The 23,953-nt window shown below is 73.7% G+C and carries 22 protein-coding genes and 1 tRNA gene; 12 read left to right on the forward strand and 11 right to left on the reverse strand.

The window, feature by feature from the left end; all coding sequences use genetic code 11:
• Positions 1 to 84: 84 nt before the first annotated feature.
• The 3 genes from ACFWJX_RS15850 to ACFWJX_RS15860 all read right to left on the reverse strand — a co-directional run bounded on the left by ACFWJX_RS15850 (position 85) and on the right by ACFWJX_RS15860 (position 3,760).
• Positions 85 to 1,536: a cellulose binding domain-containing protein gene (locus ACFWJX_RS15850; protein WP_383242492.1), complete on the reverse strand. Its 1,452-nt coding sequence runs from the start codon at positions 1,534 to 1,536 to the stop codon at positions 85 to 87.
• Positions 1,537 to 1,646: 110 nt separating this feature from the next.
• A complete protein-coding gene (locus ACFWJX_RS15855) occupies positions 1,647 to 3,047 on the reverse strand; it encodes an ATP-binding protein (protein ID WP_383242495.1) in 1,401 nt (466 codons plus the stop codon).
• Entirely contained in the window at positions 3,044 to 3,760 is a 717-nt protein-coding gene (locus ACFWJX_RS15860; protein WP_383242497.1) for a response regulator transcription factor, read from the reverse strand. The genes ACFWJX_RS15855 and ACFWJX_RS15860 overlap by 4 nt, the downstream gene beginning before the upstream one ends.
• Before the next feature lie 122 nt (positions 3,761 to 3,882).
• Between ACFWJX_RS15860 and ACFWJX_RS15865 the strand changes: the two genes are divergently transcribed.
• Positions 3,883 to 4,377 (forward strand): hypothetical protein, encoded by a 495-nt coding sequence (locus tag ACFWJX_RS15865; RefSeq protein WP_383242500.1) that lies wholly within the window; start codon positions 3,883 to 3,885, stop codon positions 4,375 to 4,377.
• Between the two features lie 25 nt (positions 4,378 to 4,402).
• Here ACFWJX_RS15865 and ACFWJX_RS15870 read toward each other — a convergent pair whose 3' ends face one another.
• Together ACFWJX_RS15870 and ACFWJX_RS15875 are read right to left on the reverse strand one after the other, a co-directional pair.
• A complete protein-coding gene (locus ACFWJX_RS15870) occupies positions 4,403 to 5,272 on the reverse strand; it encodes a spermidine synthase (protein ID WP_383242503.1) in 870 nt (289 codons plus the stop codon).
• Between the two features lie 64 nt (positions 5,273 to 5,336).
• Positions 5,337 to 5,723 carry a hypothetical protein gene (locus ACFWJX_RS15875; protein WP_383242506.1) on the reverse strand — a complete coding sequence of 129 codons (387 nt, stop codon included), beginning with the start codon at positions 5,721 to 5,723 and terminating at the stop codon, positions 5,337 to 5,339.
• A 267-nt stretch (positions 5,724 to 5,990) separates the two neighbouring features.
• Here ACFWJX_RS15875 and ACFWJX_RS15880 point away from each other — a divergent pair, with 267 nt between their 5' ends.
• On the forward strand, positions 5,991 to 7,448 hold the full coding sequence (locus tag ACFWJX_RS15880) for a tetratricopeptide repeat protein (protein ID WP_383242509.1): 1,458 nt from the start codon (positions 5,991 to 5,993) through the stop codon (positions 7,446 to 7,448).
• A 28-nt stretch (positions 7,449 to 7,476) separates the two neighbouring features.
• Here ACFWJX_RS15880 and ACFWJX_RS15885 read toward each other — a convergent pair whose 3' ends face one another.
• Complete coding sequence (locus ACFWJX_RS15885; RefSeq protein ID WP_383242511.1) at positions 7,477 to 8,073, reverse strand: histidine phosphatase family protein; 597 nt, start codon at positions 8,071 to 8,073, stop codon at positions 7,477 to 7,479.
• Between the two features lie 189 nt (positions 8,074 to 8,262).
• Here ACFWJX_RS15885 and ACFWJX_RS15890 point away from each other — a divergent pair, with 189 nt between their 5' ends.
• The 7 genes from ACFWJX_RS15890 (at position 8,263) to ACFWJX_RS15920 (ending at position 14,736) form a co-directional block, all read left to right on the forward strand.
• Positions 8,263 to 9,213: a phosphatase PAP2 family protein gene (locus ACFWJX_RS15890; RefSeq protein WP_383242514.1), complete on the forward strand. Its 951-nt coding sequence runs from the start codon at positions 8,263 to 8,265 to the stop codon at positions 9,211 to 9,213.
• On the forward strand, positions 9,164 to 10,285 hold the full coding sequence (locus ACFWJX_RS15895; protein WP_383242517.1) for a hypothetical protein: 1,122 nt from the start codon (positions 9,164 to 9,166) through the stop codon (positions 10,283 to 10,285). Before ACFWJX_RS15890 ends, ACFWJX_RS15895 begins: the two co-directional genes overlap by 50 nt.
• The gene (locus ACFWJX_RS15900; RefSeq protein WP_383242520.1) at positions 10,276 to 11,892 is read left to right on the forward strand and encodes a hypothetical protein; all 1,617 of its coding nucleotides are present in this window, start codon (positions 10,276 to 10,278) and stop codon (positions 11,890 to 11,892) included. Before ACFWJX_RS15895 ends, ACFWJX_RS15900 begins: the two co-directional genes overlap by 10 nt.
• Positions 11,889 to 13,229 carry an AAA domain-containing protein gene (locus ACFWJX_RS15905; RefSeq protein ID WP_383242523.1) on the forward strand — a complete coding sequence of 447 codons (1,341 nt, stop codon included), beginning with the start codon at positions 11,889 to 11,891 and terminating at the stop codon, positions 13,227 to 13,229. Before ACFWJX_RS15900 ends, ACFWJX_RS15905 begins: the two co-directional genes overlap by 4 nt.
• A gap of 316 nt (positions 13,230 to 13,545) precedes the next feature.
• The gene (locus tag ACFWJX_RS15910; RefSeq protein ID WP_383242526.1) at positions 13,546 to 13,914 is read left to right on the forward strand and encodes a hypothetical protein; all 369 of its coding nucleotides are present in this window, start codon (positions 13,546 to 13,548) and stop codon (positions 13,912 to 13,914) included.
• A 146-nt stretch (positions 13,915 to 14,060) separates the two neighbouring features.
• The gene (locus ACFWJX_RS15915; RefSeq protein WP_383242529.1) at positions 14,061 to 14,672 is read left to right on the forward strand and encodes a bifunctional DNA primase/polymerase; all 612 of its coding nucleotides are present in this window, start codon (positions 14,061 to 14,063) and stop codon (positions 14,670 to 14,672) included.
• A tRNA-Lys gene (locus ACFWJX_RS15920) sits at positions 14,663 to 14,736 on the forward strand. Before ACFWJX_RS15915 ends, ACFWJX_RS15920 begins: the two co-directional genes overlap by 10 nt.
• Before the next feature lie 51 nt (positions 14,737 to 14,787).
• On the opposite strand, the gene ACFWJX_RS15925 is transcribed toward ACFWJX_RS15920, so the two are convergent.
• Positions 14,788 to 15,999 (reverse strand): M6 family metalloprotease domain-containing protein, encoded by a 1,212-nt coding sequence (locus ACFWJX_RS15925; RefSeq protein ID WP_383242532.1) that lies wholly within the window; start codon positions 15,997 to 15,999, stop codon positions 14,788 to 14,790.
• A gap of 363 nt (positions 16,000 to 16,362) precedes the next feature.
• Between ACFWJX_RS15925 and ACFWJX_RS15930 the strand changes: the two genes are divergently transcribed.
• A complete protein-coding gene (locus tag ACFWJX_RS15930; protein ID WP_383242535.1) occupies positions 16,363 to 18,210 on the forward strand; it encodes a putative bifunctional diguanylate cyclase/phosphodiesterase in 1,848 nt (615 codons plus the stop codon).
• Here ACFWJX_RS15930 and ACFWJX_RS15935 read toward each other — a convergent pair.
• From ACFWJX_RS15935 to ACFWJX_RS15945, 3 genes are all read right to left on the reverse strand, one after another.
• Positions 18,189 to 19,352 carry an LLM class flavin-dependent oxidoreductase gene (locus tag ACFWJX_RS15935; RefSeq protein ID WP_383242537.1) on the reverse strand — a complete coding sequence of 388 codons (1,164 nt, stop codon included), beginning with the start codon at positions 19,350 to 19,352 and terminating at the stop codon, positions 18,189 to 18,191. The genes ACFWJX_RS15930 and ACFWJX_RS15935 overlap by 22 nt on opposite strands.
• Positions 19,353 to 19,445: 93 nt before the next feature.
• A complete protein-coding gene (locus ACFWJX_RS15940) occupies positions 19,446 to 20,177 on the reverse strand; it encodes an aspartate/glutamate racemase family protein (protein WP_383242540.1) in 732 nt (243 codons plus the stop codon).
• Positions 20,174 to 20,962 carry a decarboxylase gene (locus tag ACFWJX_RS15945; protein ID WP_383242543.1) on the reverse strand — a complete coding sequence of 263 codons (789 nt, stop codon included), beginning with the start codon at positions 20,960 to 20,962 and terminating at the stop codon, positions 20,174 to 20,176. Before ACFWJX_RS15945 ends, ACFWJX_RS15940 begins: the two co-directional genes overlap by 4 nt.
• A gap of 142 nt (positions 20,963 to 21,104) precedes the next feature.
• Between ACFWJX_RS15945 and ACFWJX_RS15950 the strand changes: the two genes are divergently transcribed.
• Together ACFWJX_RS15950 and ACFWJX_RS15955 are read left to right on the forward strand one after the other, a co-directional pair.
• Positions 21,105 to 22,055 (forward strand): D-2-hydroxyacid dehydrogenase, encoded by a 951-nt coding sequence (locus ACFWJX_RS15950; RefSeq protein WP_383242545.1) that lies wholly within the window; start codon positions 21,105 to 21,107, stop codon positions 22,053 to 22,055.
• 18 nt (positions 22,056 to 22,073) lie between these two features.
• Positions 22,074 to 23,465: an amidase gene (locus tag ACFWJX_RS15955; protein WP_383242548.1), complete on the forward strand. Its 1,392-nt coding sequence runs from the start codon at positions 22,074 to 22,076 to the stop codon at positions 23,463 to 23,465.
• Here ACFWJX_RS15955 and ACFWJX_RS15960 read toward each other — a convergent pair.
• Positions 23,446 to 23,940: a DUF3830 family protein gene (locus tag ACFWJX_RS15960; RefSeq protein WP_383242550.1), complete on the reverse strand. Its 495-nt coding sequence runs from the start codon at positions 23,938 to 23,940 to the stop codon at positions 23,446 to 23,448. The two genes, ACFWJX_RS15955 and ACFWJX_RS15960, sit on opposite strands and share 20 nt — an antisense overlap.
• Between the last annotated feature and the right edge of the window lie 13 nt (positions 23,941 to 23,953).

Below are 23,953 nucleotides of genomic sequence, written 5' to 3' on the forward strand. Positions count from 1 at the left end.
ATCCCGGGAGAACGGGGGAACAGGGGAAGGGGCGCGGCACGCCGTGGGGGCGTGCCGCGCCCCGCCTGTGGGGGGAGGCGGTGGTCAGCGGCCGGCGGCGAACGCCTTCGTGAAGGCGTTCGGGGCCTGGGTGATCGAGCTGCACGTCGCGTCCGCGGTGTTCTTCGGGGACGGGCACTGCTTGTCGCGGGTCGCGGACCACATGGAGAGCCAGCCGAGTCCCTTGGCCTCGGCGAAGGCGGCCAGCTGGGTGGCGTCCTCGACCTTGAAGATCTCGGAGGCGACGTCGTTCACGCCGATCATCGGGGTGACGGCGACGGTCTTCCATGCGGCGGTGTCGGAGAGCCCCAGCACGCTCTTGACCTGGGCCTGGGTGGCGGTGGCCGCCTGCTCGGCGTAGGTGCCCATGTCGCCGCTGTACGCGGGGCCGTAGTCCATCGCCATGATGTTCACGGTGGTGATCCGCACTCCGTTGGCCTTGGCGTCGGCGAGCAGGTTCACGCCGTCCTGGGTGAGGCCCTCGGGCATGACGGGGAGGGTGAAGGAGACGTCGAGGCCGGGGTGCTGCCGCTGGAGCGTGGCGATGGCCTGGGCGCGGCGGGTGTTGGCGGCCGTGTTCGGCAGTGCGCCGCCCTCGACGTCGAAGTCGACCTTGGTGAGCCGGTAGGCGTCCACGACCTTGCCGTAGGCGGCGGCCAGCGCGTCGGCCGAGGCGCAGGTGGTGCCGAGTTCGGAGCCGGCCGCGCCGCCGAAGGAGACGCGGACGTCACCGCCCTGGGCGCGCAGGGCGCCGATCTGGGCGGCCACGCCGTCGCTCGCGAGGTCGGTGACGCCGCCCCACTTGGGTGTGCAGCCGCCTCCGTCGGTGACGAAGGCGAGGTTGTAGTCCTTCACGCCGGTCGCCGACGCGGCGGCGAGGAGGTCGAAGGCGGGGTGGAGCGAGGTGTCGACGTAGGGGGCGAAGGCGGCGGAGGTGGGGGTGCCGGCGCCGGGGGTCCCGGACGGTGAGGGTGAGGTGGTGGCCGTCGGGCTCGGGGTCGCGGTGGCCGTCGGGGGCGGGGAGGGCGTCGCGGTCCGGGTCGGGCGGCCGCTCGGTTCGGGGGTCGCGCCGCCGTCCGCCGAGCAGGTGGCGTCGTCGATGAGACAACCGGCCGGATCGGCGGTGCCGTCGACGACGAAGCCGACGGTGACGGACTCACCGGCGGCCAGGCCGTCCCTGTCCCAGGCGGGCGGCTTCACCGTGACGTGCTGTCCGCTGACGCTCGACTCGGCGTTCCACAGCGAGCTGAGCCTCGACCCGGCCGGCAGGTCGAACTCCAGCGTCCAGTCCGTCTTCGCGCCGCCGCTGTTGTTCGTCACGACGTACTGCGCGGTGTACCCGGTCGACCAGTCGCTGGTCCTGGTGTACGCGGCTCCGGTCCCGGCCGCCTGCGCGGTGCCGGTGAGGAACACGGCACCACCGCCCACGGCCGCCGCGGCGACCACGCCCCCGATCAGCTTGGTCCTGGTTCCGACGGTGCGCCGGTGCGTGCTCATCACATGCCCTGCCTTCACTGCTCACGGGGGTGGGGTGCGGCAGCACGCTAGCGCTCCCGAATCGGGCAAAACGCCTGACAGGGACGGGGGTTGGGGATCTTAGGGAGCGCTTAAGGAAGGGATCGGGACCGGTTAAAGGTGACGGCCCGTCTGCCCTGCCGGCGTCTTCGGACCGCGCCCCGGTGCCCCCTGCGCTCCGGCTCCCGCCCGTCGAGCTGGATCCAGATCCGCACCTCGGTGCCGCCCAGCACGGACGAGCCGATGCGTACGTCCCCACCCGTCGACTCGGCGAGCCGGCGCACGATGTCCAGCCCGAGCCCGGTCGATCCGGCGTTCCCGGAACCCCGGCCGCGGGCCATCGCCGCCTGGGGGTCGGGTATGCCGGGGCCCGCGTCCGAGACGAGGACGATCACGGCGTCCTCGCCGTTGTGCAGGTCGACGGCGAAGGCGGTGCCCTCGGGGGTGTGCCGGAAGACGTTGCCCAGCAGGGCGTCGAGGGCGGCGACGAGGTCGGCGCGGACCACGGGTATGCGCACCGGCCGGTCGGCACCGGCCACCCGCACCTTGCGGCCCTCGTCCTCGGCGAGCGCCGACCAGAACGTCATCCGCTCCCGGACCACCTCGGCGGCGTCGCATCCCGCGCCCGGTCCGGCGGCCGCGGTCTGCGGCTTGGCCTCGCGGGCGGTGCGGATGATGGTGTCGACCTCGCGCTCCAGCTGGGCGACCGCGGCACGGGTCTGCTCGGCGGCCGGTGAGTCGCCGAGGGAGGCCGCGTTGAGCCGCAGCACGGTCAGCGGTGTGCGCAGCCGGTGGGAGAGGTCGGCGGCCAGCTCCCGCTCGTTCGCCAGCAGTTGGACGACCTGGTCGGCCATGGAGTTGAACGCGGCGGCCGCGAGCCGCAGTTCGTTCGGCCCCTCCTCGGGTACGCGTGCGCCCAGCTTTCCCTCCCCCAGTTCGTGCGCGCCCTCGACCAGCCGCCGGGCGGGCTGCACCATGCGCACGCCCAGCCGGTCGGCGACGGCCACCGAGCCGACGACCAGTGCGGCGCCGACCGCGGCGAGCACCGCCCAGGCCGTCCCCACGCCGTTGCTGACCTCGGACTCGGGGACGTACACCTCGACGACGACGGTGCCGAGGCTCAGCGCGACGGGCTGGAGCAGGGCGGAGCCGCCGGGGACCTCGGCGGTGGAGGCGCGGCCCAGTTCGCGGACGGCCGCGATGTCGGCGGCGGTGGCCCGCTGCCTGCCGAGGTCGAGGGCCTGCCGGCCGCCGTTGGCCGGGATGTGCACGGCCATGCCGTCGTCGGAGCCGGCGGCGGCGACGACCCGCTCCAACTGGTCGCGGTCGGTGGTGATGGACAGGGCGGGGACCACGACGGCGGCCTCCCGCTCGGCGTTGGAGAAGGCGCGGTCGCGGGCCATCTCCTTGATGACCAGACCGAGCGGTACGGCGAAGGCGACCACGACCATCGTGGTGACCGCCAGGCACACCTTGACCAGGGCCCACCTCATCGCGGCGGCTCCCCGGAAGCGGGCGCGGCGGGCGGCTCCAGCTTCACGCCGACGCCGCGCAGGGTGTGCAGATAGCGAGGGTGGGCCGCCGTCTCGCCCAGTTTGCGGCGCAGCCAGGACAGATGGACGTCGATGGTCTGGTCGTCGCCGTAGGACTGCTGCCAGACCTCGGCGAGCAGTTCGCGGCGCGGGACGACGACGCCGGGGCGGCCGGCGAGAAAGGCGAGCAGGTCGAACTCGCGGCGGGTGAGGTCGAGGCGGGCGCCGTCCAGTTCGGCCTGGCGGCGCAGCGGGTCGACGGTCAGGCCGCCGACGCGCAGCACGCTGGACGGCGGTGCCTCACCGGCGCCGGAGCGGGAGCGGCGCAGGACGGCCGCCATGCGCGCGGAGAGGTGTTCCACCGAGAACGGCTTCGTCAGGTAGTCGTCCGCGCCCGCGTTGAGCAGCCGGACGATCTCCGTCTCGTCGTCGCGGGCGGTGGCGATGATGACGGGTACGTCGGTGATGCCGCGCAGCATCTTCAGGGCCTCGGAGCCGTCCAGGTCCGGCAGTCCGAGGTCCAGGACGACCACGTCGAACCGGAAGTGGGCGACCTCGCGCAGCGCCTCCAGGGCCGTACCGACGCTGCGCACGGTGTGCGAGGCGTCGGTGAGGTGCCGGATGAGCGCCGAGCGGACGAACTGGTCGTCCTCGACCACGAGAACACTTGCCATGCGCCGCAACCTACGCCATGCGGCGGAGGCCGATTCGGGCCTGTGGACAACTCCGTGTCTGTGGACAACCGGTGGGAGATCCGTGCGACATCGGTGTGGCGGGTGAGGCAGGATGGCCCGCGATGCGCAGAGGACTCGTACATGTACTGGCCTGGACGCTCGCCACGGGCGCGGCGGTCACGCTGTCGTGGTGGGGTGTCCACACGGTCATGGCGGGCACGGCGTACGACCCGCCGCGTGCCCTGCCGCTGACGGCCTCGGCCACCAGCCGGCCCACGCCGACGCCGTCCCGGACGTCCTCCTCACCCTCCCCCTCCCGCACCACCGACAGCCGCGGGCCCGGCGGTCCGGCGGCCTCGTCCCCCTCCTCGTCGACTGCCCCCGCCGTCCCGTCCGGCCGGGTCAAGAGCTACGACACCGACGGCGGGCGGGTGGTGTTCGACCTGGGGAAGACCTCGGCGTCGCTCGTCTCGGCCACGCCGGGCGCGGGCTGGTCGATGCAGGTGTGGAAGACGGAGTCGTGGATCCGGGTGGAGTTCGCCTCGGGCGCGGACCGCGTGTCGGTGTTCTGCACCTGGCACGACGGGCCGCCGCGGGTGGAGGTCGGCAACTACTGAGCGGGCCTGATCCGAACGAGAGGCCCTAGCGGAAGACCGACGGTGGCGGGGCCGGTGATGCCACCGCCGAGGCGTCGACGACCGCCACGGCCCCGCCGGTGAAGTCGGTGAGGTCCTTGCCGTGCTCGACGCGGCCGGGGTGCGGGTCGGAGGCGGCCCTGCGGGTCAGTTCGGCGGTCGGCAGCGGCAGGTCGGAGGCGACGAGGACGGCGTTGCCGAACCGCTTGCCGCGCAGCACGGTGGGGTCGGCGACCAGGGCGAGTTCGGGGAAGCGGGCGGCGGCGGTGGCGATCTGGCCGCGCAGATGCGCGAGCGGCGGGCCGTCGGCGAGGTTGGCGGCGTAGACGCCGCCGGGCCCGAGGGCCCTGCGGACCTCGTCGAGGAACTCGGTGGAGGTCAGGTGCGCGGGGGTGCGGGCGCCGCTGAACACATCGGCGATGACGAGGTCGGCCCATCCGTCCGGCACCTTGGCGAGCCCTTCGCGCGCGTCGGTGGAGCGCACCCGGATGCGGGCGCCGGGGTCCAGGGGCAGTTCGCGGCGGACCAGTTGGACGAGGCGCGCGTCGCGTTCGACGATCTGCTGGGTGGAGCGGGGGCGGGTGGCGGCGACGTACCGGGCGAGGGTGAAGGCGCCGCCGCCGAGGTGGAGGACGTGCAGCGGTCTGCCGGCCGGGGCGGCGAGGTCGATGACGTGGCCGAGCCGGCGCTGGTACTCGAAGGAGAGGTAGCCGGGGTCGTCGAGGTCCACGTGCGACTGGGGTGCCCCGTCGATGAGCAGCGTCCAGGCCCGTGTCCGGTCGCGGTCCGGGAGGAGCTGGGCGAGCCCGCCGTCGACGGCCTCGCTGACGGTCGCGTCGCTGTCGCGTTCGCGCCGGGAGTTCCTGGACCGTGCCATGAAGGCATTTTCGCAGGGGGCGATCCGTGCCGCTCACCGGCATCCGCTCCGTGGGACGCGCCGGCTACCGGCAGCTGTCCGCCGCCTCGATGAGCCGTGCCGCTTCGCCCAACGCCCGCTGGAGCACGGCCGGGTCCGTCGCGAGGTCGGCCTCGCCGGGCGGGAGCAGCCAGTCCGAGCCCTCGACGGGCGGCTCGGGGGCGAGTCTCAGTCCCCGTCCGTCGGTCTCCGTACAGGTGCTGCCCGGGACGTTCCAGGCGGCGGCCGTGCCCGGCGGGACCAGGAAGGCGAGGGTGTCGTGTCCGTCGTCGTGGAGTACGGGCCCCACCACGTCCCCGGCTCCGCGGCGCAGGATGTCGACCGCCTCCAGCCCCTGCCGGGTCGGCACGGTCACGAGATCGCATGCCGTCCCCGACGACACGAGGGGATCGTTGCTCCGGCTTGTCTCCACTCCCGGCCTCCCTCACGCAGTCACTGTGCAAGTCCACCGGGTTCAACGCGGCAGACCGTCAACGGCTACGCGGAAGTCCGCCGCAAAGGATGGCAGTTCATGGCAGATCGCGGATGAGATATCCGGTTTTGTAGCCAAACACTGCGTGGCGGGCCGACCACAGAAGGTACGTTCATGCCCGCCGGAAACAGGGCGACCACACCGACGAATCGGTCAACTCATACTGGTTCCGGCATGGTTCGACGGTTCGCACGAGAGGACCCGGCCATGGCGTCGTCACTGGTGACCCCACCTCGGCCCGACCGGCCGGCACGGCCCAATCTCGCCTTCCGGCGGTTGCGCGGACAGCGCTCGCCGGCCGAGTTCGCCGCGCTGGTGCGGCGGGCCGCGCGCGAGATCGGGGAGCGGGTGAGCTGCGACGCGCGCTATGTCGGCCGCGTCGAGGCGGGGGAGATCCGCTGCCCCAACTACGCGTACGAGCGGGTGTTCCTGCACATGTTCCCCGGCCGCACGCTCACCGATCTCGGGTTCGCGCCCCGCTCGTCCGTCCGCGGGCGGGGGGCGCGCGCACCCGAGGACGCGCCGGACGCCCACTCCACGATCGGGGAGCGCCCGACGGGTGACGCGCCGGACGCCGGTGAGACGCGCGGGGCGTACGAGCCGTATGACACGCAGGACCCGTACGACACGCACCACAACGACGAGGAGAGCGACGTGCTGCGTCGCGCATTCATGACCGGCGGGGGCGCCACCGTGGCCGCCGCCTCGATGGGCCCGCTGGCGCTCGCCCTGGACGCGTCCGCGGCGGAACGCCCCGTGCGGCGCGCCGGGACGGGCGAGGCGAGCGCCCTGGAAGAAGCGGTCCGCAGGATCCGGCTGCTGGACGACCGGCACGGCGCCGACGGGCTCTACCGGCGCGCGGCGACACCACTGCGCGCCGCGTACGCGCTGCTGGACGCCGGAGCGGTACGGCAGGCGACCGCCGACCGGCTGCACTCGGGCGCGGGCGAACTGGCCATCTCCGTGGGCTGGCTGGCCCACGACTCGGGCCGGTTCGACGACGCCCGCTCGCACTACGCGGAGGCGCTCGCGACCGCCCGGATGACCGGTGACCACGCACTGGAGGCGCACGCCTTCTGCAACACGGCGTTCCTCGCGCGCGACGCGGGCCGCCCGCGCGAGGCCGTCCGGGCGGCCCAGGCCGCACAGCGGGTCGCCCGCCCGCTCGGCTCCGACCGGCTGATGTCGCTGCTCGCACTGCGCGAGGCGGGCGGCTGGGCGGGGCTCGCCGACCGCACCGGCTGCGAGCAGGCCCTCGCGCGCGCCCACGCCCTGTACGAGCGAGGCCCTTCGGACGCCGACCCCGAGTGGATGAGCTTCTACGGCGAGGCCGAGCTGGAAGGGCTGGAGGCGCAGTGCTGGTCCACGCTCGGGGACTGGCCGCGGGCGGCACGGCACGCGCGGCGGGCCGCGCAGCTCCAGGACCCCCACTTCACGCGGAACATCGCGCTGTACACCGCCGAGCTGGCGGACGACCTCGCGCGCGGGGGGCGGCCCGACGAGGCGGCGACGGCCGGGATGCGGGTGCTGGATCTGCTGGACCAGGTGCAGTCGTCGCGGATCCAGACGATGCTCGCGGGCACGGCCCGGGTGCTGCTCCCCCACCGCCGGGCCTCCGGAGTGTCGGAGTTCCTGGAGCGACACGCGTCGGCGCCGCGCAAGTAGTGACCAGCGCGGGCGGCCCTGTCGCGCGCTAGCCCGCCAGGTGCCCCAGGTCGTTCCAGCTCTCGATCGCCGGGTCTCCGTACGCCCAGCCCAATATGGACAGTGATGTCGGATTGAGGCGTATGCGGGCCGCGAAGTCCAGCGGGAGGCCCAGCCACCGTGCCCCGATCGAGCGCAGGATGTGCCCGTGGGCGAACACCAGCACGTCACGGTCCGCCGACCGCGCCCATGCGACGACCTCGTCCGCGCGGGCGGTGACCTCCGCGAGGCTCTCCCCCTCCGGCACGCCGTCGCGCCAGATGAGCCACCCCGGCCGGGCGGCCTGGATCTCGGCGGGGGTCATGCCCTCGTAGGCGCCGTAGTGGAACTCCATGAGCGTGTCCCACGGCGTGGCCCGCTCGCCGAAGCCGGCGAGTTCGCAGGTCTCACGCGCGCGTGCCAGCGGGCTGGTGCGGACCTCGACGCCGGGAAGGCCGTCGAACGGCGGCCGGTGCAGCCGCTCGCCGAGCAGCTTGGCGCCGCGCCGGCCCTCTTCCAGCAGGGGCACGTCGGTCCTGCCGGTGTGCTTGCCGGACAGCGACCACTCCGTCTGTCCGTGCCGGGCCAGCAGGATGCGCGGTGCCATGAGAACCCTTCCGGGGGAATTCGGGGGCGGAACACCTCCATCATCGCGCACCCTGCACAGGGGCAACCCGGGGGGCGATCTCAGCGTCTTTGACTGCCGGGGGCGTACGGAATCGGGCGCCTGCACAGGCCGTAAAGTGGCACCTCCGTGCCATCGGCGCCGCAGCTACACGAAGGGGGAGGCGATCGGATGCCGCAGACCGAGACACCAGGCACCGAGGCGGCTCCGCCCAGGCTGCGCTGGTGGACGGAACTGCCCCTGATCGTGCTGGTGTACGCCTGCTACTCCGCGGGCCGGCTGCTCGCGCGGGGCGACGTCACCAGTGCCGTCGACCACGGGCTGGCGATCCTGCGGATCGAGAAGTTCCTCCACATCAACGCCGAGCACCCGCTGAACCGGCTGTTCAGGACCGAGGCGTGGATCGGGGTGCCGGCCGACTTCTGGTACGCGTCGCTGCACTACATGGTCACCCCAGTGATCCTGGTCTGGCTGTTCCGCACCCGGGCCGTGCAGTACCGGGCGGCCCGCACCTGGCTGATGACGTCGACGTTCATCGGTCTGATCGGCTTCACCCTGCTGCCCACCTGCCCGCCCCGGCTGCTGTCGGCGGACCACGGCTTCGTGGACACGATGGCCCAGTACAGCTCGTACGGCTGGTGGGGCGGCGAGGCGAGCGCCCCGCGCGGGCTCGGCGGCATGACCAACCAGTACGCGGCCATGCCGAGTCTGCACGTCGGATGGGCGTTGTGGTGCGGGGTGATGCTGTGGCGGCACGGCGGCACCCGGGCGGCGAAGACGGCCGGCGTGGTCTACCCGCTGGTGACGACGATCGTGGTGATGGGCACCGCGAACCACTACTTCCTCGACGCGGTGGCGGGCGCGGCCGTGATGGGCGCGGGACTGCTGCTGGCACCCCTGGTGACACGCCGCGCGGACCGGGTCGCGGGCTGGATGGCGGGGCGGTTCCCGATCGTCCCGGTGGCCGCTCGGGGCGCAGAGACCTCGATTGTCAGTGCCGGATGCCAGACTTCCCCGGGTGAGCGAATTCCACGGCAGCGCGAGTCACGGTTCGGGCCCGGAGCCGAGCCGGGTGCCACCCCCTCGGACGCGGGGGACGGCGCTCCGGCAGCGGCTCGCTGACCTGCGCGGGCCCGACGTACCGGCCAAGGCGCTGGACGCCCGGTCCCTCGCGGCGCTCGCCGCGAACCCGGGATGCAGCCGGCGCGCGATCCTCGACGGCGCCGGGGTGGACAAGGCGGCACTGGCCGACGCCCTGGGCTCGCCCTCGGCGTTCGGCCAGTCCCAGTTCGCCCTCACCCGGGGCAACGCGTTCGAGGCGAAGGTGAAGGCCGACGGCGGCGCCGACCTGCTGCGCCTGGTGCACGAGAGGCTCGACCCGCGCGCGGAGCCCCCCACCGGGGCGAGCGTCCCGGACCTGTCGGCGATCGGCCCCGAGGGCCGTACGGCGCGGACCTCGCTGGCGCTGCGCGAAGCCGGGCAGGCGCCCGGCACCTGGACCCTCCTCGACCATCCGATGCTCGCACTGGACGTCGCGGGCTCCCCGGCGTTCCTGGAGCCGGACGCGGTCGTGGTGCATCCGGACGGCAGTTGGTCGGTCGTGGAGATCAAGTCGTTCCCCCTGCTGGACGGCTCGGCGGACCCGGCGAAGGTCGGCGCGGCCGCCCGGCAGGCCGCGGTGTACGTGCTGGCGCTGGAGGCGGTCGCCGCCCGTCTCGACCCCGTGCCGCGGGTGCGCCACCGCGTCCTGCTCGTCTGCCCCAAGGACTTCTCCAACCTGCCCGCCGCGTCCGCCGTGGACATCCGCAAGCAGCGCGCGGTCACCCACCGGCAGCTGGCCCGGCTCACCCGGATCGAGGAGATCGCCGACGCCCTCCCGGACGGCACCTGCTTCTCTCCCGAGCTGCCCCCCGAGCAGCTCACGGCAGCCGTCGAGGCCGTCCCCGCGGCGTACGCGCCCGAGTGCCTGGCCGCCTGCGAGCTGGCGTTCCACTGCCGGAACCGCTCCCGCGCGGCCGGCGCGGTCACCGCCCTCGGCCGCCCCGTCCGCGCCGAGCTGGGCGGGCTCACGACGGTCGGGGACGTGCTGGCCGCCGCGCGCGGCGAGGCCGGTGACCCCGACGACCCCGCGGTGGCGGCCCTGCGCCGGGCGGCCCGACTGCGCGACGAGGCCCTGGGGGCGATGTGTCACTGATCGCCACCCTCGCCCGCCTCGAGGCCGTCACCACCGGCCGCGCCCGGCCCGCCGCCACGGTCCGCCACCGGCATCTGTCCGAACGGCCTCTGGTGTTCGTGCCGCTGACCACCGCCGGTGAGGCCGGCGCCCCGCTCGGCGCCCTCGTCGGCACCGACCGGGACGCGCCCCGGCTGCTCGTCGTGGCGCAGCCGCGCGACCGCGATCTGCGGTTCGCGTTCCTCGCCGAGCTGGCCGACATCGTCCTGCCCTACGTCGACTCGTACGCCGACGCCGTCGAGGCCGCCGAGCGCAGCGAGACCGACCCCGAGACCGGCAAGCGCGTCAAGGTCGAGGTCGAGCTGTGCTCCGACGCGCCCCAGCTCATCGTCCCGAGCCGCGCGGGCGTCGAGTACGTCCGCCTCCTGGGCCGCTCCATGCGCTTCCGCCGTACGGCGGAGCAGGACCCGGAGACGCCGTATCCCGCGCCGCCGCGCGTGCCGTTGCTCGGGCGGTGGCTGACGCACTTCGGGGAGCGGTCCCGGGTGCCCGGCTCCTCGCTGCTGCTGGCACTCACGGAGGTGCTGGGCCGGCACTGGGCGACCGGCCAGTCCAGCCTGGAGGACCAGCACCTGGGGGCGCTGCTCGCCTGGATCGCCCCGCCCGAGGGTGAGACCGGCGCCGAGGCCGCGCTGCGCGCCGAGCTGGCCCGCGACGGCAAGGGCCAGCTGCTGTGCCCGCCGGCCGGTCCGGCGACCGACCCGGCGTTCGACAACAAGCTGCTCGCCCCGGCCATCGAACGCTACGACCGCGCGCGGACCGCCCTGGCCGCCGCCGAGGACGGTCTCCAGGCCGACGACCGGCTGGGCGAGCTGACCGCCGCCGAGCGGGCGATCCACGAGCTCGTGCTGAGCCGGACCCTGCCCACCTGGGAGAAGGTGTGGCAGGGCCTCGACCTGCTGCGGGAGCTGCCCGAGGGGGCGCATGTCGAGGAGCGGTGGACGCGCGACCGCTGGTCGTTCACCGGCCACCGCGACCGGGTCGTGGCGGGTGAGCCCCCGCAGCCGCGCCGCGACGACGCGGTGACCGCCGCCAACAAGCTGGCCACGCGTGAGCGGGAACAGGGGCGGCTGGACGCGCAGGAGGCGCTCGACGACCCGCTGGTGATGGCGGGGCGGCGGCTGGCCGGGGAGGCGTTCGCGGGCGAGGTCGTCGACGTGGTCATGACGTACAGCGAGGGCAAGCGGCCCAGCCCGCGCCCGCTGGTCACCGTCCGCACGGACGACCGGCCGCATCTCGGGGAGCGGGTCAGGGTGTTCCGGTCGCTGGGCGGGAAGCCGCAGGCGGCGGAGTTCGTGGGGCGGGTCGGCCCCGACGGGTCGGACGGCCCGGAGGAGGAGGGTCTGCTGGTGCTGCGGATCGTCGACAGGATGGGCCGCGGCAAGGAGCCGGAGGAAGGCTCCGTGCCCGAGAAGGGCGACCGGGTGTGCTTCACCCTGTTCGAGCACGAGCAGCGCGGCGGCGCGAAGCTGCCCGACCCGGAGGACACGCCGTGGACGCACGGCGGGCCGCCCGGGGAGCCGGTGCCCGAGACCGCCGACTCCGTCACCGAGGAGGACACCCTGTGACCACCGAGGCCGTCTTCGACGCCGGTACGGCCGCCACCCGCGCCACCGACGCGATCCTCCGCGACACACTGCACGGCACCGCGCGCGGGGTCGTCGTCGACTCCCCGCCCGGCGCCGGAAAGTCCACGCTCGTCGTCCGCGCCGCGCTGGAGCTGGCGGACGCGGGGCGCCCGCTGATGGTGGTCGCGCAGACCAACGCGCAGGTCGACGACCTGGTGCTGCGGCTCGCCGAGAAGAACCCCGAGCTGCCGGTGGGCCGCCTGCACAGCAGTGACACCGACGCGTACGACAAAACGCTGGACGACCTGCCGAACGTACGGAAGTCGGCGAAGGCCGGTGACCTGGCCGGGCTGCCGGTCGTCATCTCCACGGCGGCGAAGTGGGCGCATGTCAAGGCCGACGAGCCGTGGCGGCACGCGATCGTGGACGAGGCCTACCAGATGCGCTCGGACGGGCTGCTGGCCGTGGCCGGGCTGTTCGAGCGGGCGCTGTTCGTGGGCGACCCGGGGCAGCTGGACCCGTTCGCGATCGTGGGCAGCGAGCAGTGGGCCGGTCTGTCGTACGATCCGTCGGCCTCGGCGGTGTCGACGCTGCTGGCGCACAATCCGGACCTGCCGCAGCACCGGCTGCCGGTGTCCTGGCGGCTGCCGGCGTCGGCGGCCCCGCTGGTCTCGGACGCCTTCTACCCGTACACGCCGTTCCGCAGCGGCACGGACCACGGCGACCGCGCGCTGTCCTTCGGCGTCCGCTCCGACGGCTCCGGGCCCGACCGGGTGATCGACGAGGCGGCCGAGTCCGGCTGGGGCCTGCTTGAGCTGCCCGCCCGGCACACGCCCCGCACCGACCCCGAGGCGGTGCGAGCGGTCGCCACGGTCGTCCGGCGCCTCCTGGACCGGGGCGGTGCGGCCACCTCCGAGCGCTCCCCCGACCCGACGCGGCTGACCACCGACCGGGTCGCCGTCGGTACGGCCCACCGCGACCAGGCGGCGGCGGTCCGCGCGGCGCTGGCCGAACTGGGCGTCACGGACGTCACCGTCGACACGGCGAACCGGCTCCAGGGCCGGGAGTACGACGTCACGGTGATCCTGCATCCCCTGTCCGGCCGACCCGACGCCACCGCCTTCCACCTGGAGACGGGCCGCCTGTGCGTCCTGGCGTCCCGCCACCGCCACGCCTGCATCGTCGTCTGCCGAGCAGGGGTCACCGACCTGCTGGACGCCTACCCGTCGACCGAACCGGTCCAGCTGGGCACGGCGGTGAAGTTCCCGGACGGCTGGGAGGCGAACCACGCGGTCCTGGCCCACCTGGCGGAGCACCGGGTGGCCTGGACGCCGTGAGGGGCCGGCGCCGCCGCCGGCCGGGAGGGCGTTTTTTCTCACCCCCGCCGGCCCTTCCCGTCCCGCCCCCCCCGGGGGCGCCCCCGCCAGACCCCCGCTTCGGCCCTGAACGGGCCTCGTGCTCAAACTCCCCCAGACGGGCCGGGACGAACTCTGGACGGTCCAGGTGGCTTGGATGCGCTCATGGCTGGGGAACATCGCCGGGGGCGGATGGCTTGAGAAGGCCGGGGGCCCGGCCCCCTTGCGTCGTCGGGGGACAATGGAGGGTGGTCCGCTTGCCGGTGGTGCCATCACGACCGTACGAGGAGGAGAAGACATGGCGGAGCCCACGCCGGGTCGGAACGAACCGCGGCTACGCCCCGCGCCCCTGCTCTTCGAGCCCGCCGAGGCGGCCGGTGATCCGGAGCACTTCTTCGACCTGGAGTCGATAGACGATCCCGGGGCACTGCTGACGCGCGCCACGGAGCTGACGCAGGCCTTCCGGGCGGCGGCGGACCGGGCGATGGAGTTCCAGGCCATGGCGGCGGCCCAGCTCGCCGACCCGCGCCGGTTCGACCGGCTGACGGCGGCGGACATTGCCGACCGGGCCGAGTGGACCGAGGACTACGCGAAGAAGATGGTCGAGTTCGGGCGGGACCTGATGCGGGGCGACATCGAGGGACTCGGGCACGCCGACCCCGTCTGACCCAGCCGCAGAACCGGCGCCGATCACTCCGCGTCAGGCTCTCCGGCATATGCCAGGTGGGCAAAATACTCCCTCTCTCCACCTCCTGTCCCCGTTTCCCGCAACCCTGTGGAATCGACCACTCACGCGGTGTAGATCTTGGCGACATGAGCAGCGCATGGGACGCCCCTGACACCGACCACCGCGAAGCCGCCGGAATCACCGCGGACGGCGCCGCCTGGCTGGCGTCCGCCGGCACGTATCCCCGCAGCACGCTCGCGCTCTGGGAGGAGCGCCCGCACGCCCCGGTCGTCCTGCCCTGCGGTGCCGTCTTCGACGTCGTGAGCGCGCCCGCGATGTTCGGGCGGCTGATGCTGGACCGGCTGTGGGAGGAGGGGCCGGGCTCGGGGCCGGTGGCCGCGTTCCGCGGGCGGATGCTGCTGTTCGCCGCTCCCGGCACCGCCCAGCGGCTGCCCTCGCTGCTGGAGTGGGAGGAGTGGAGCGCCGACGGCCGCCGGGACGGCCGTACGGGAACGGTGCCTCCGCTGTTGTGCCACGGGAACGGGGACGCGGTCACCGTGCCGGCCCCGCTCACCTCGGAGGGAACCGGCGGCGCCACCCGCTGGGTCACCGCCCCGGACACCCGCCACCCCTGGCTGCCGGGCCCGGAGATCCTGCTCTGGGCGGCCGTCCGGGCGGCCCGAGCCGCCGTGCGGATATCGATTTCTCAGGCCTCGGATCCGGATGCTAAGGTCTACGACGTCAGCAGGCGCCGCTAGCTCAGTTGGTTAGAGCAGCTGACTCTTAATCAGCGGGTCCGGGGTTCGAGTCCCTGGCGGCGCACAGACAGCAAGGCCCCTCGCGAAAGCGGGGGGCCTTTCGCGTTGCCGCACGCTACGCCGTGATCCGCACCGTCCAGGCCCCCGCCGCCGTGCGCCCTTCCACGTCCACCCTCACGTCCTCCCCCGGCACCGTGAAGCTCTCGCCGGCGCCGACCGGGGCGTCGGCGAGGGGCGGGTAGACCGAGTCGCCCCAGCAGGCGTCGGTGCTCGGGTGTGCGTCGACCACCTCGACCGGGCCGCGGCCGGACTCCGCGCCGCTCTGGACGCGGTAGACGAGCACGCCGGAACGGCAGGACGAGCGGTCGCTGCCGATCCGGGCGCGGGCCTCGAAGGCGAGCGCGCTGCCGGCGCCGGTGCGGACGACCGCGAGTTTGGTGCCGTTGCCGAGTCCGAAGGCCGGTGAACCGGAGGCCCGGCTCACCGGGACGTCCGGTCCGGCCCCCAGCGGCTCCAGCGTCAGCCGTGTGGGTGTCCCGCGGGGCACGCACACCACCTGGCGCGGTTCCAGCCAGCCCAGCTTCCATTTGTGCCAGGCGAACAGGTCGGGGGCGAGGCCGAACTGGCTGCCCATCAGGTCCCAGTCGCCGACGTGGGTGTCCCAGTCGCCCTTGCCGTCCGTGGGGCGGTGGTAGAGATCGGGCAGGTCGAACACGTGCCCGGTCTCATGGGCGAGGACGAGCCGGTCCGGCGGATGCTGCTCGAAGACGGTGACGATCCGCCGGATGTCGGTGCCGTCGGCGCGCAGCGGGGTGTCCATGTTGACGACCTTGGTGGCGTCGGAGTCCACGCCGGGGGCGTCCGGGTCGGCCACGAAGTAGACGACGTCGTAGCGGGAGAAGTCGACCTGCCCGTCGGCCGCGGCGAGGGCGTCGCGCAGGTAGGTGCCGCGGCGCTCGGCGTTCCAGTCCCGCTGTATGGCGTAGGCGGTGGACGGCTTCGGCATCCGGATCCAGCGTTCCAGGGGGTGTGCGCGCAGGGTGAACTTGCCGTAGGAGGCCTGCTGGAAGTAGCGGCTGGTGGCCGGGAAGTGGTCGGCGGCGAGTTCGGCCGGGGGGACCATCGGCGTCCAGTCCGGGAACGACAGGAAGATCATCACGGCGTCGAGGGCGCGGACGGGCCGCGGGTAGGCGGCGTTCCAGGTGTCCAGGCCCTCGGAGTGGTGGGCGTCCGTGCGTTTCAGGGCGCAGGGGGTGGCCGAGAAGGGTTCCGCCGCGGGGGCGCTGATGAGGCAGGTCGCGGCGAGTGCCGTGAGGGTGGTGAACATGGCCGCGGTGCTGCGCAGTCGGGGGCGCGGGAGCTGTCGCGGCACAGGAGACCTCCGGGAGCGGTTCACGGGACACCGCCACCCAGCCTGTGGGAATTTGCCGCATTACGCCCTGTTTGTCTGCCCCAGACGAGTGAGGACGCGGAAACGGGGCATCATTGCCGACACCCCCGGAATACTCACGGAACGTCACAAGCGGTCGCCCGCCCGCAGAACCGGTCCACCTGGGGGCAGAAACGATCTGTCAGAAACCCTGGTTGTTCCGGGACACTGGGCAGTGGCTGCGCACGTCCGGGGGCAGCCTCTATGATCGGCAGACTTTTCCTGCGCGGACAGCGATCGAGTGCACTGCGGGAGCGAGCGGTGAGCGGAACGTCCGAAGGGCCGACGCCCGCGGCAGACCTCGACCGGTCGGCCGTCACAGTGAGTGACATCAAGGCGCCTACTCGTAGGGCTGCCGCCGAGGACACCGACGGCGGGCCACCGGCCTACCGTTCCGTCTTCGCGGCCGCACCCCTGGCCATGGCGGTCGTGGACCGGGAGGGCCTGGTCACCGATGCCAACGAGGCGCTCGGCGGGCTGCTCGGCGGCGGGTCCGCGGGGCTGGTCGGGCGGTCCGCCGCCGACCTGCTGGACCTGGCCTCCGACGCGCGCACCTGGCACGCGTACCGGGAGGTGCTCCGCGGCCGCCAGGCGAAACTGCGCTGCACACGGCGGCTGAAACGGCCCGACGGGCGCTCCCTGTGGGCGCAGGTCACGGTGGCTCCGCTGGACGGCGGTCCGGGCGGCGTACTGCTGTCGGTCACCGACGTCAGCGGTCACCGGGAGTTGCAGGCCCGGCTGCGGCACCTCCAGATGCACGATCCGGTGACCCGGCTGCCCAACCGCACCCTGTTCTTCGAGCGGGTGACGGGCGCGCTGGAGGCGGAGTCGTACGAGCAGAGCGGGACCGGCCGGATCGGGCTGTGCTATCTGGACCTCGACGGGTTCAAGGCGGTCAACGACACGCTCGGTCACCGGGTCGGCGACCGGCTGCTGGCCGCCGTCGCAGAGCGGCTGACCGCGTGCGCGGAGGAGGCCGGGCGGACCCGGCCGAGCGTGCCGCTGGTGGCGCGGCTCGGCGGGGACGAGTTCGCGCTGCTGGTGGAGGACTCCACGGGCACCGAGCAGCTCGCGGATCTCGCCGAGTCCGTACTGAAGGCGCTCCAGGTGCCGTTCGACCTCTCGGGGCAGCGGCTGAACGTGTCCGCGTCGATCGGCGTCGTCGAGCGGCACGCGGCCGGTACCACGGCCACCGGGCTGATGCAGGCCGCCGACACCACGCTGTACTGGGCGAAGGTGGACGGCAAGGACCGCTGGACGCTGTTCGACCCGGAGCGCAACGCGCATCTGATGACCCGCCAGGCGCTGGCCTCCACGCTCCGGCCGGCCATCGAGCGGGGCGAGTTCCGGCTCGACTACCAGCCGCTGGTGGGAATGTCGGACGGGCGGCTGCGGGGGGTGGAGGCGCTGGTGCGCTGGGATCACCCCCGTTTCGGTCTGCTGCCGCCGAATCGGTTCGTCGCGCTGGCCGAGGAGGACGGCTCGATCGTGCCGCTGGGCCGCTGGGTGCTGGCCACCGCCTGCCGACAGGCGCGGGACTGGCAGTTGGCGCATCCGGACGACCAACCGCTGTTCGTGAGCGTCAATGTGGCGGTCCGTCAGGTGTGGGACTCCGACCTGGTGGCCGATGTCGCGGAGATCCTCGCCGAGACCCAACTCGACCCGGCACTGCTTCAGTTGGAGCTGACGGAGTCCGCGGTGATGGGCTCGGCCGGGCGGCCGTTGCAGGCGCTCCAGGCGCTCAGCGACATGGGCGTGAACATCGCCATCGACGACTTCGGCACCGGCTACTCCAACCTGGCGTATCTGAGCCGGCTGCCGGTGTCGGTGCTGAAGCTGGACGGGTCGTTCGTGCGCGGCTTCCAGTACGAGGGCACGGGGGCGCCGCCGAACCCGGCCGACGAGGTCGTCGTCGAGGCGATGATCGACCTCGCGCACCGCCTCGGGCTGACCGTGACCGCGGAGTGCGTGGAGACGTCGGCGCAGGCCACCCGGCTGCGCCGGATCGGCTGCGACACCGGACAGGGGTGGCTCTACTCCCGCCCGGTGCCGCCGGACCGCATCTCCGAGCTGATGGCCGGCGCGTCCTACGCCGTCGGCAACCCGTAGGCGTCCGCGACGAGTGCGTAGGAACGCAGGCGCAGGTCGCCGCGGTGGGCGTGACTGGTGAGCATCAGCTCGTCGGCGCCGGTGCGCTTGTGCAGGTCGTCGAGTCCCGAGCGGACCTCGTCGGCCGTGCCGTGAATGATGTTCGCGGTCCAGGAGTCGACGAACTCCCGCTCCAGCGGCGTGAATTCATGGGCCTCCGCCTCCTGCGGGGAGGGGAACAGGCCGGGCCGGCCGCCGCGCAGCCTGACCATGTTCAGGCCGGTGGCCAGGATCTGGCGGCGTGCTTCCCGCTCGTCGTCGGCGGCGAGCACCGACACGCCGATGAGGGCGTACGGCTCGTCGAGGACCGCCGACGGCCGGAAGGACTCCCGGTAGAGGTCGAGGGCCGGGACGGTGTTCTGCGCGGAGAAGTGGTGCGCGAAGGCGAACGGCAGGCCCAGCAGGCCGGCCAGCCGGGCGCTGAACCCGGAGGAGCCGAGCAGCCAGACCGGCGGTCGGTGCCGGGACTGCACGCCGCCGGGGGAGGTGGCCTGGGCCGGGCCCGGGACCGCGTGGATACGGCGGTAGGGGTGCCCGTCGGGGAAGTCGTCGTCGAGGAACCGGGTCAGCTCGGCGAGCTGCTCGGGGAAGTCGTCGGCGCCCTCGTTGAGCCGGTCGGTGCGGCGCAGGGCCGCCGCGGTGGCGCCGTCGGTGCCGGGGGCACGGCCGAGGCCGAGGTCGACGCGTCCGGGGGCGAGGGCCTCCAGGGTGCCGAACTGTTCGGCGATCACCAGCGGGGCGTGGTTGGGCAGCATGACGCCGCCCGAGCCGAGCCGGATGCGGTCGGTGTGGGCGGCGAGGTGGGCGAGGATCACCGCGGGCGAGGAGGAGGCGACGCCCGGCATGGAGTGGTGCTCGGCGACCCAGTAGCGGTGGAAGCCTCGGGCCTCGGCGAGCCGGGCGAGGTCGACGCTGGTGCGCAGGGCGTCGGTGGCGGTGTGCCCGGAACCGACGGTGACCAGGTCCAGTACGGAGAGCGGGACGGGGGCGGTGCCGTGAGCCGCACCGTGGATCCCGTCGGCCGACGCGTCACCGGCCGCCGCTTCGCCTGTCCTGTTCTCGCCTGCCGCCGTCTCGTCTGCCGCCACGTGTTCCTCCTGCATCTGGGCGTCCGCTGTCCTTCGGGCGCTAACAGGAGGGTGTCCCCGGTTATTCCCGGCCGGTCACGGGGGCCGACGGGCCGGGGCCTCGGCCCCTCACACCTGCACGATCGGCTCCCGGGTGAACAGCGCGCCCAGGCCCGGCGCGTTGACCCGGCGGTCCGTGAGGCGGAGGGCCTCCCAGACGGTGACCTGGTTGGCGGTGAGGACCGGCTTGCCCAGGTCCTTCTCGAGGCCGGGGAGGTAGGCGGCCGTGTGCAGCGCGGTGTCGGGGAGGAGGACCGCGTCCGCGTCCGGGGTGTCGGCCTCGCGGGCCAGGGCGAACACCTCCGCCTCGCCCCAGGTGCCGACCTCGGCGGCCGTGACGATGCCGGAGCCGCGCAGCGCCGTCACCTCGACGCCGCCCGCCCGCAGGAACTCGGCGAAGAGTCCGGCGATGTCGTCGGGGTAGGTCGCGCCGACCGCGACCCGGGCCGCGCCGATCTCCTTCGCCGCGTGGACGAAGCCGAAGGACGTGGAGGAGGCGGGCATCCCGGCGGAGCGGGCCAGCGCGCGCACCTGCTCGTGGGCGCCCTGCCAGCCGTGCACGAAGCCGCCGCTGGTGCAGGCCCACACCACCGCCTCCACGCCGGCCAGCCGCAGCTGCTCGACACCCGCCGCGAGCCGTTCGGGCGCGCCCATCTGCCGTAGGGCCTCGACGCGGTGCGCGTCCTCGCCGATGTCCGTGTGGACCAGGTCCACCCGGATGTCACTGCCCAGGAGCTGCTCGATGCGGGGGTAGTCGTCCTCGGCGGAGTGGCCCGGGTAGAGGAATCCGAGTGCGGTCATGTCCAGCCTTCCTGCTGTTCTTCCGGCCGTGCGGGGGGCCGGTTCCGCGCCCCCTCGTCCAGCAGAGCCTGGTACGGCCCCACGGCTCGGGTACCCAGTCGGCGCAGTGCCGCCCACATCGTCACCTGGTTGGCCGAGATGACGGGTATGCGTAGTTCCGCCTCGAGTTGGGGGATGACGTCGTACGTCGGGAGGTTGGTGCAGGAGATGAAGAGGACCTCGGCGGCCGTGCTGCTCACCGCCTGCCGGGCCATGTCGGCGACGTCCCGGTACGGCACCTTCCAGATGTGCCGGGTGAGGCCCATGAACGCGCAGCCGGTGACCATGACGCCCGCCTGCCCGACGTACTCCCGCAGGGCGTGGGTGACCGACTCGGTGTACGGGGTGACCAGGGCCACGCGGTGGGCGCCCAGCTCCGCCAGGGCCTCCAGGAGCGCCCCGGAGGTGGTCACGGAGGGCGTCGCGCCGGCCCGGGTCATGGCCTCGCACAGGGCGCGCTCCCCGGCGATCCCGGCGACGAAGCTGCCGGAGGTGCAGGCGTAGGCGACGACCTCGGGGGCGACGGCGATCAGGGTGCGGACGGCGTCACCGAGCGTCTCGTGCTCGCTGACCCGGCGGGCGAGGTCCAGGCTCACCTCGACGGGCACGTACGGCGTGCGCGTGAGGTGGAGGGACACGTCGTCGGGGACCCAGCGCCACAGCTCGCGGTCCAGGGCGAAGTCGAACGGCGCGACCACGCCGAGGCCGCGCTGGCCCCGAGGGCCGCCGAGAAAGGTGACGTCCATGGGGCACCGCCCTCACCGGGAGACAGGATGGCGCAACCGGCCGTGCCGACGGCCGTGTTGACGACGGTAGGTTCGGGTGCGAACGTGGTCAATCCGTGCACGTCAGACCCTTGGTCACGACCGGCCGGGGAAGGGGCACCGGATGACCGCGCTTCCCACGCTCCTCGTCCTCGACGCCGAGCCGCCGCCCCGCCTCGGCAGGCTCACCGGGCGGGCCCGCGTGGTGCACACCGACGAGGCGGGCCTGGCCGGCCGGTTGCCCGAGGCCGACGTCCTGCTGGTGTGGGACTTCACCTCGCACGCGGTGCGGTCCGCCTGGCCGGGCGCGGGTCCGCGGCCCGGCTGGGTGCACACGGCGAGCGCGGGTGTGGACCATCTGATGTGCCCGGAGCTGGCCGCGTCGGACACCGTGGTGACGAACGCGCGCGGGATCTTCGACGCGCCGATCGCCGAGTACGTCGCCGCCCTGGTGCTGGCGATGGCGAAGGACCTGCCGCGCACCTGGCAGCTCCAGCGGGAGCGGGAGTGGCGGCACCGGGAGAGCCGGCGGGTGGCCGGGACGCGCGCGGTCGTCGTCGGCTCGGGGCCGATCGGCCGGGAGATCGCCCGCACGCTGAAGGCGCTCGGCGTGACCGCGGCGGTGGTCGGCCGGGTCCCGCGCACCGGCATCCACGGCCCCGACGACCTGGACCGGCTGCTCGCCCGCGCCGACTGGGTGATCGCCGCGGCCCCGCTCACCGAGCGGACGCACGGCATGTTCGACCGGCACCGGTTCGGCGTGATGCAGCCCTCCGCGTGCTTCGTGAACGTCGGCCGGGGGCAGCTCGTCGTCGAGGACGCGCTCGTGCAGGCGCTGGAGAGGCGGTGGATCGCGGGGGCCGCGCTGGACGTCCTCACCACCGAACCCCTCGCCGCGGACAGCCCGTTGTGGCGGGTGCCGGGGCTGCTGGTGTCCCCGCACATGAGCGGGGACACGGTCGGCTGGCGGGACGAACTCGGCGCGCAGTTCGTGGAGTTGTTCGAGCGGTGGGCGGCGGGCCGGCCCCTGCGGAACGTGGTCGACAAGCAGCGCGGCTACGTGCCCGGACACTGACGTCCTCTGGAGGACCGCATGACGGACCTGACCACCTTGACCGCGGTCCGGCTCCTCGACGGCTACCGCAAGGGCGAGTTCGGCCCGGTGGAGGCGACCCGGGCGGCCCTGGAGCGGGCCGAGCGGATCCAGCCCGAGGTGAACGCGTTCGTGCGCATCCTGGCCGAGGAGGCCCTCGCGCAGGCGCGTGACGCGCAGGAGCGGTGGCGGCGCGGGGAGCCGCGGGGCGCCCTGGACGGCGTACCGGTCACCGTGAAGGACATCCTGCTGCTGAAGGGCCATCCCACCCTGCGCGGCTCCCGGTCGGTCGATCCGGGCGGGCGGTGGGAGGAGGACGCGCCGTCCGTGGCCCGGCTGCGGGAGGCGGGCGCGGTGTTCCTCGGGAAGACGACGACGCCCGAGTACGGCTGGAAGGGCGTCACCGACTCGCCGCTCACCGGGGTCACCCGCAACCCGCACGACCCGTCCCGTACCGCGGGCGGCTCCAGCGGGGGCAGCGCGGCCGCCGTGGCGCTCGGCGCGGGCCCGCTGTCCCTGGGCACGGACGGCGGGGGCAGTGTGCGCATCCCGGCCGCGTTCTGCGGGATCTTCGCGCTGAAGCCGACGTACGGCCGGGTGCCGCTGTATCCGGCCAGTGCCTTCGGGACGCTCGCGCACGTCGGTCCGATGACACGGGACGCGGCGGACGCGGCGCTGCTGCTGGACGTGATCGGGGTGCCCGACTCCCGCGACTGGTCGGCGCTGGGCCCGGCCGGCGGGTCGTTCACGGAGGCGCTGGGCGGGGGTGTGCGCGGGCTGCGGGTGGCGTACTCACCGTCGCTGGGCGGTCAGGTCGCCGTGCGCCCGGCGGTCGCGGCGGCGGTCCGGCGGGCCGTGGAGCGGCTGGCGGAGCTCGGCGCGTACGTCGAGGAGGCCGACCCGGACTTCAGCGATCCGGTGGACGCCTTCCACACCCTGTGGTTCGCGGGCGCGGCCCGGGTGACCCAGCATCTCGGGCCGTACCAGCGGGAGTCGCTGGATCCGGGGCTGCGCGAGATCAGCGCGCGGGGGGCCCGGTTCAGCGCCCTGGACTATCTGGCGGCCGTGGACGTCCGGATGGATCTGGGCCGCCGCATGGGCCGCTTCCACGACTCCTACGACCTGCTGCTCACCCCGACCCTGCCGATCACCGCGTTCGAGGCGGGCGCGGAGGTGCCGAAGGGGTCGGGGCACCGGCGCTGGACGGGCTGGACGCCGTTCACCTATCCGTTCAACCTCACCCAGCAGCCGGCCGCTACGGTCCCGGTGGGCACGGACGGCGACGGGCTGCCGGTGGGCCTCCAGATCGTGGCCGCCCGGCACCGCGACGACCTGGTGCTGCGGGCGGCGCACGCGCTCCACGAGGCGGGGGTCACGTCCGGCGGAAGCTGAGCGTCTCCCCCGCCGCCCCGGTCCGCCACAGGTCGTTGCAGGCCTCGGCCATCGCCTCCAGGCCCTCGACGACCTGCCCCCAGACGATGCCGGGGACCCAGCCGACGTCGCCGTTCAGGAGCAGGTTGTTGCGCTCGTAGAACAGGGCCAGGTCGACGACCGTGGTGCCGGCGCGGACCTCGCGGTCGTAGCCGTAGGCCTGGGTGCCGAGTTCCGTTCCCGCGAAGGAGAAATAGCAGAGATCTCCCGGGATGGGGGTCACTGTCGGATTCTCCAGCGGTGGTTCCGATGTCGCGAAAGGCGGGAAGAGGGCGTAGATCTCGTTGCGCGCGTATTTGGCGTGATAGACGTCTCCGGCGAGCGGAAGGGAATCCCAGACGGCCGCGCAGGTGATCGGCGCGCGATCGTCGAGCAGCTTCGCCGTGGCGGTGATTCCGCGTTTGGCCAGCGAGACGTCGATATATCGGTCAGCCATGCGTTCCATGGTC

Origin of the sequence: Streptomyces sp. NPDC058335 (assembly GCF_042723915.1) — a bacterium.
Classification (GTDB): Bacteria; Actinomycetota; Actinomycetes; order Streptomycetales; family Streptomycetaceae; genus Streptomyces.

Excerpts from the sequence above, each read along its gene's own strand:
- ACFWJX_RS15850 (WP_383242492.1), bottom strand. The coding sequence starts at position 1,536 with ATGAGCACGCACCGGCGCACCGTCGGAACCAGGACCAAGCTGATCGGG.
- ACFWJX_RS15855 (WP_383242495.1), bottom strand. The coding sequence starts at position 3,047 with ATGAGGTGGGCCCTGGTCAAGGTGTGCCTGGCGGTCACCACGATGGTC.
- ACFWJX_RS15860 (WP_383242497.1), bottom strand. The coding sequence starts at position 3,760 with ATGGCAAGTGTTCTCGTGGTCGAGGACGACCAGTTCGTCCGCTCGGCG.
- ACFWJX_RS15865 (WP_383242500.1), top strand. The coding sequence starts at position 3,883 with ATGCGCAGAGGACTCGTACATGTACTGGCCTGGACGCTCGCCACGGGC.
- ACFWJX_RS15870 (WP_383242503.1), bottom strand. The coding sequence starts at position 5,272 with ATGGCACGGTCCAGGAACTCCCGGCGCGAACGCGACAGCGACGCGACC.
- ACFWJX_RS15880 (WP_383242509.1), top strand. The coding sequence starts at position 5,991 with ATGGCGTCGTCACTGGTGACCCCACCTCGGCCCGACCGGCCGGCACGG.
- ACFWJX_RS15885 (WP_383242511.1), bottom strand. The coding sequence starts at position 8,073 with ATGGCACCGCGCATCCTGCTGGCCCGGCACGGACAGACGGAGTGGTCG.
- ACFWJX_RS15890 (WP_383242514.1), top strand. The coding sequence starts at position 8,263 with ATGCCGCAGACCGAGACACCAGGCACCGAGGCGGCTCCGCCCAGGCTG.
- ACFWJX_RS15910 (WP_383242526.1), top strand. The coding sequence starts at position 13,546 with ATGGCGGAGCCCACGCCGGGTCGGAACGAACCGCGGCTACGCCCCGCG.
- ACFWJX_RS15915 (WP_383242529.1), top strand. The coding sequence starts at position 14,061 with ATGAGCAGCGCATGGGACGCCCCTGACACCGACCACCGCGAAGCCGCC.
- ACFWJX_RS15925 (WP_383242532.1), bottom strand. The coding sequence starts at position 15,999 with ATGTTCACCACCCTCACGGCACTCGCCGCGACCTGCCTCATCAGCGCC.
- ACFWJX_RS15935 (WP_383242537.1), bottom strand. The coding sequence starts at position 19,352 with ATGCAGGAGGAACACGTGGCGGCAGACGAGACGGCGGCAGGCGAGAAC.
- ACFWJX_RS15940 (WP_383242540.1), bottom strand. The coding sequence starts at position 20,177 with ATGACCGCACTCGGATTCCTCTACCCGGGCCACTCCGCCGAGGACGAC.
- ACFWJX_RS15945 (WP_383242543.1), bottom strand. The coding sequence starts at position 20,962 with ATGGACGTCACCTTTCTCGGCGGCCCTCGGGGCCAGCGCGGCCTCGGC.
- ACFWJX_RS15950 (WP_383242545.1), top strand. The coding sequence starts at position 21,105 with ATGACCGCGCTTCCCACGCTCCTCGTCCTCGACGCCGAGCCGCCGCCC.
- ACFWJX_RS15955 (WP_383242548.1), top strand. The coding sequence starts at position 22,074 with ATGACGGACCTGACCACCTTGACCGCGGTCCGGCTCCTCGACGGCTAC.
- ACFWJX_RS15960 (WP_383242550.1), bottom strand. The coding sequence starts at position 23,940 with ATGGCTGACCGATATATCGACGTCTCGCTGGCCAAACGCGGAATCACC.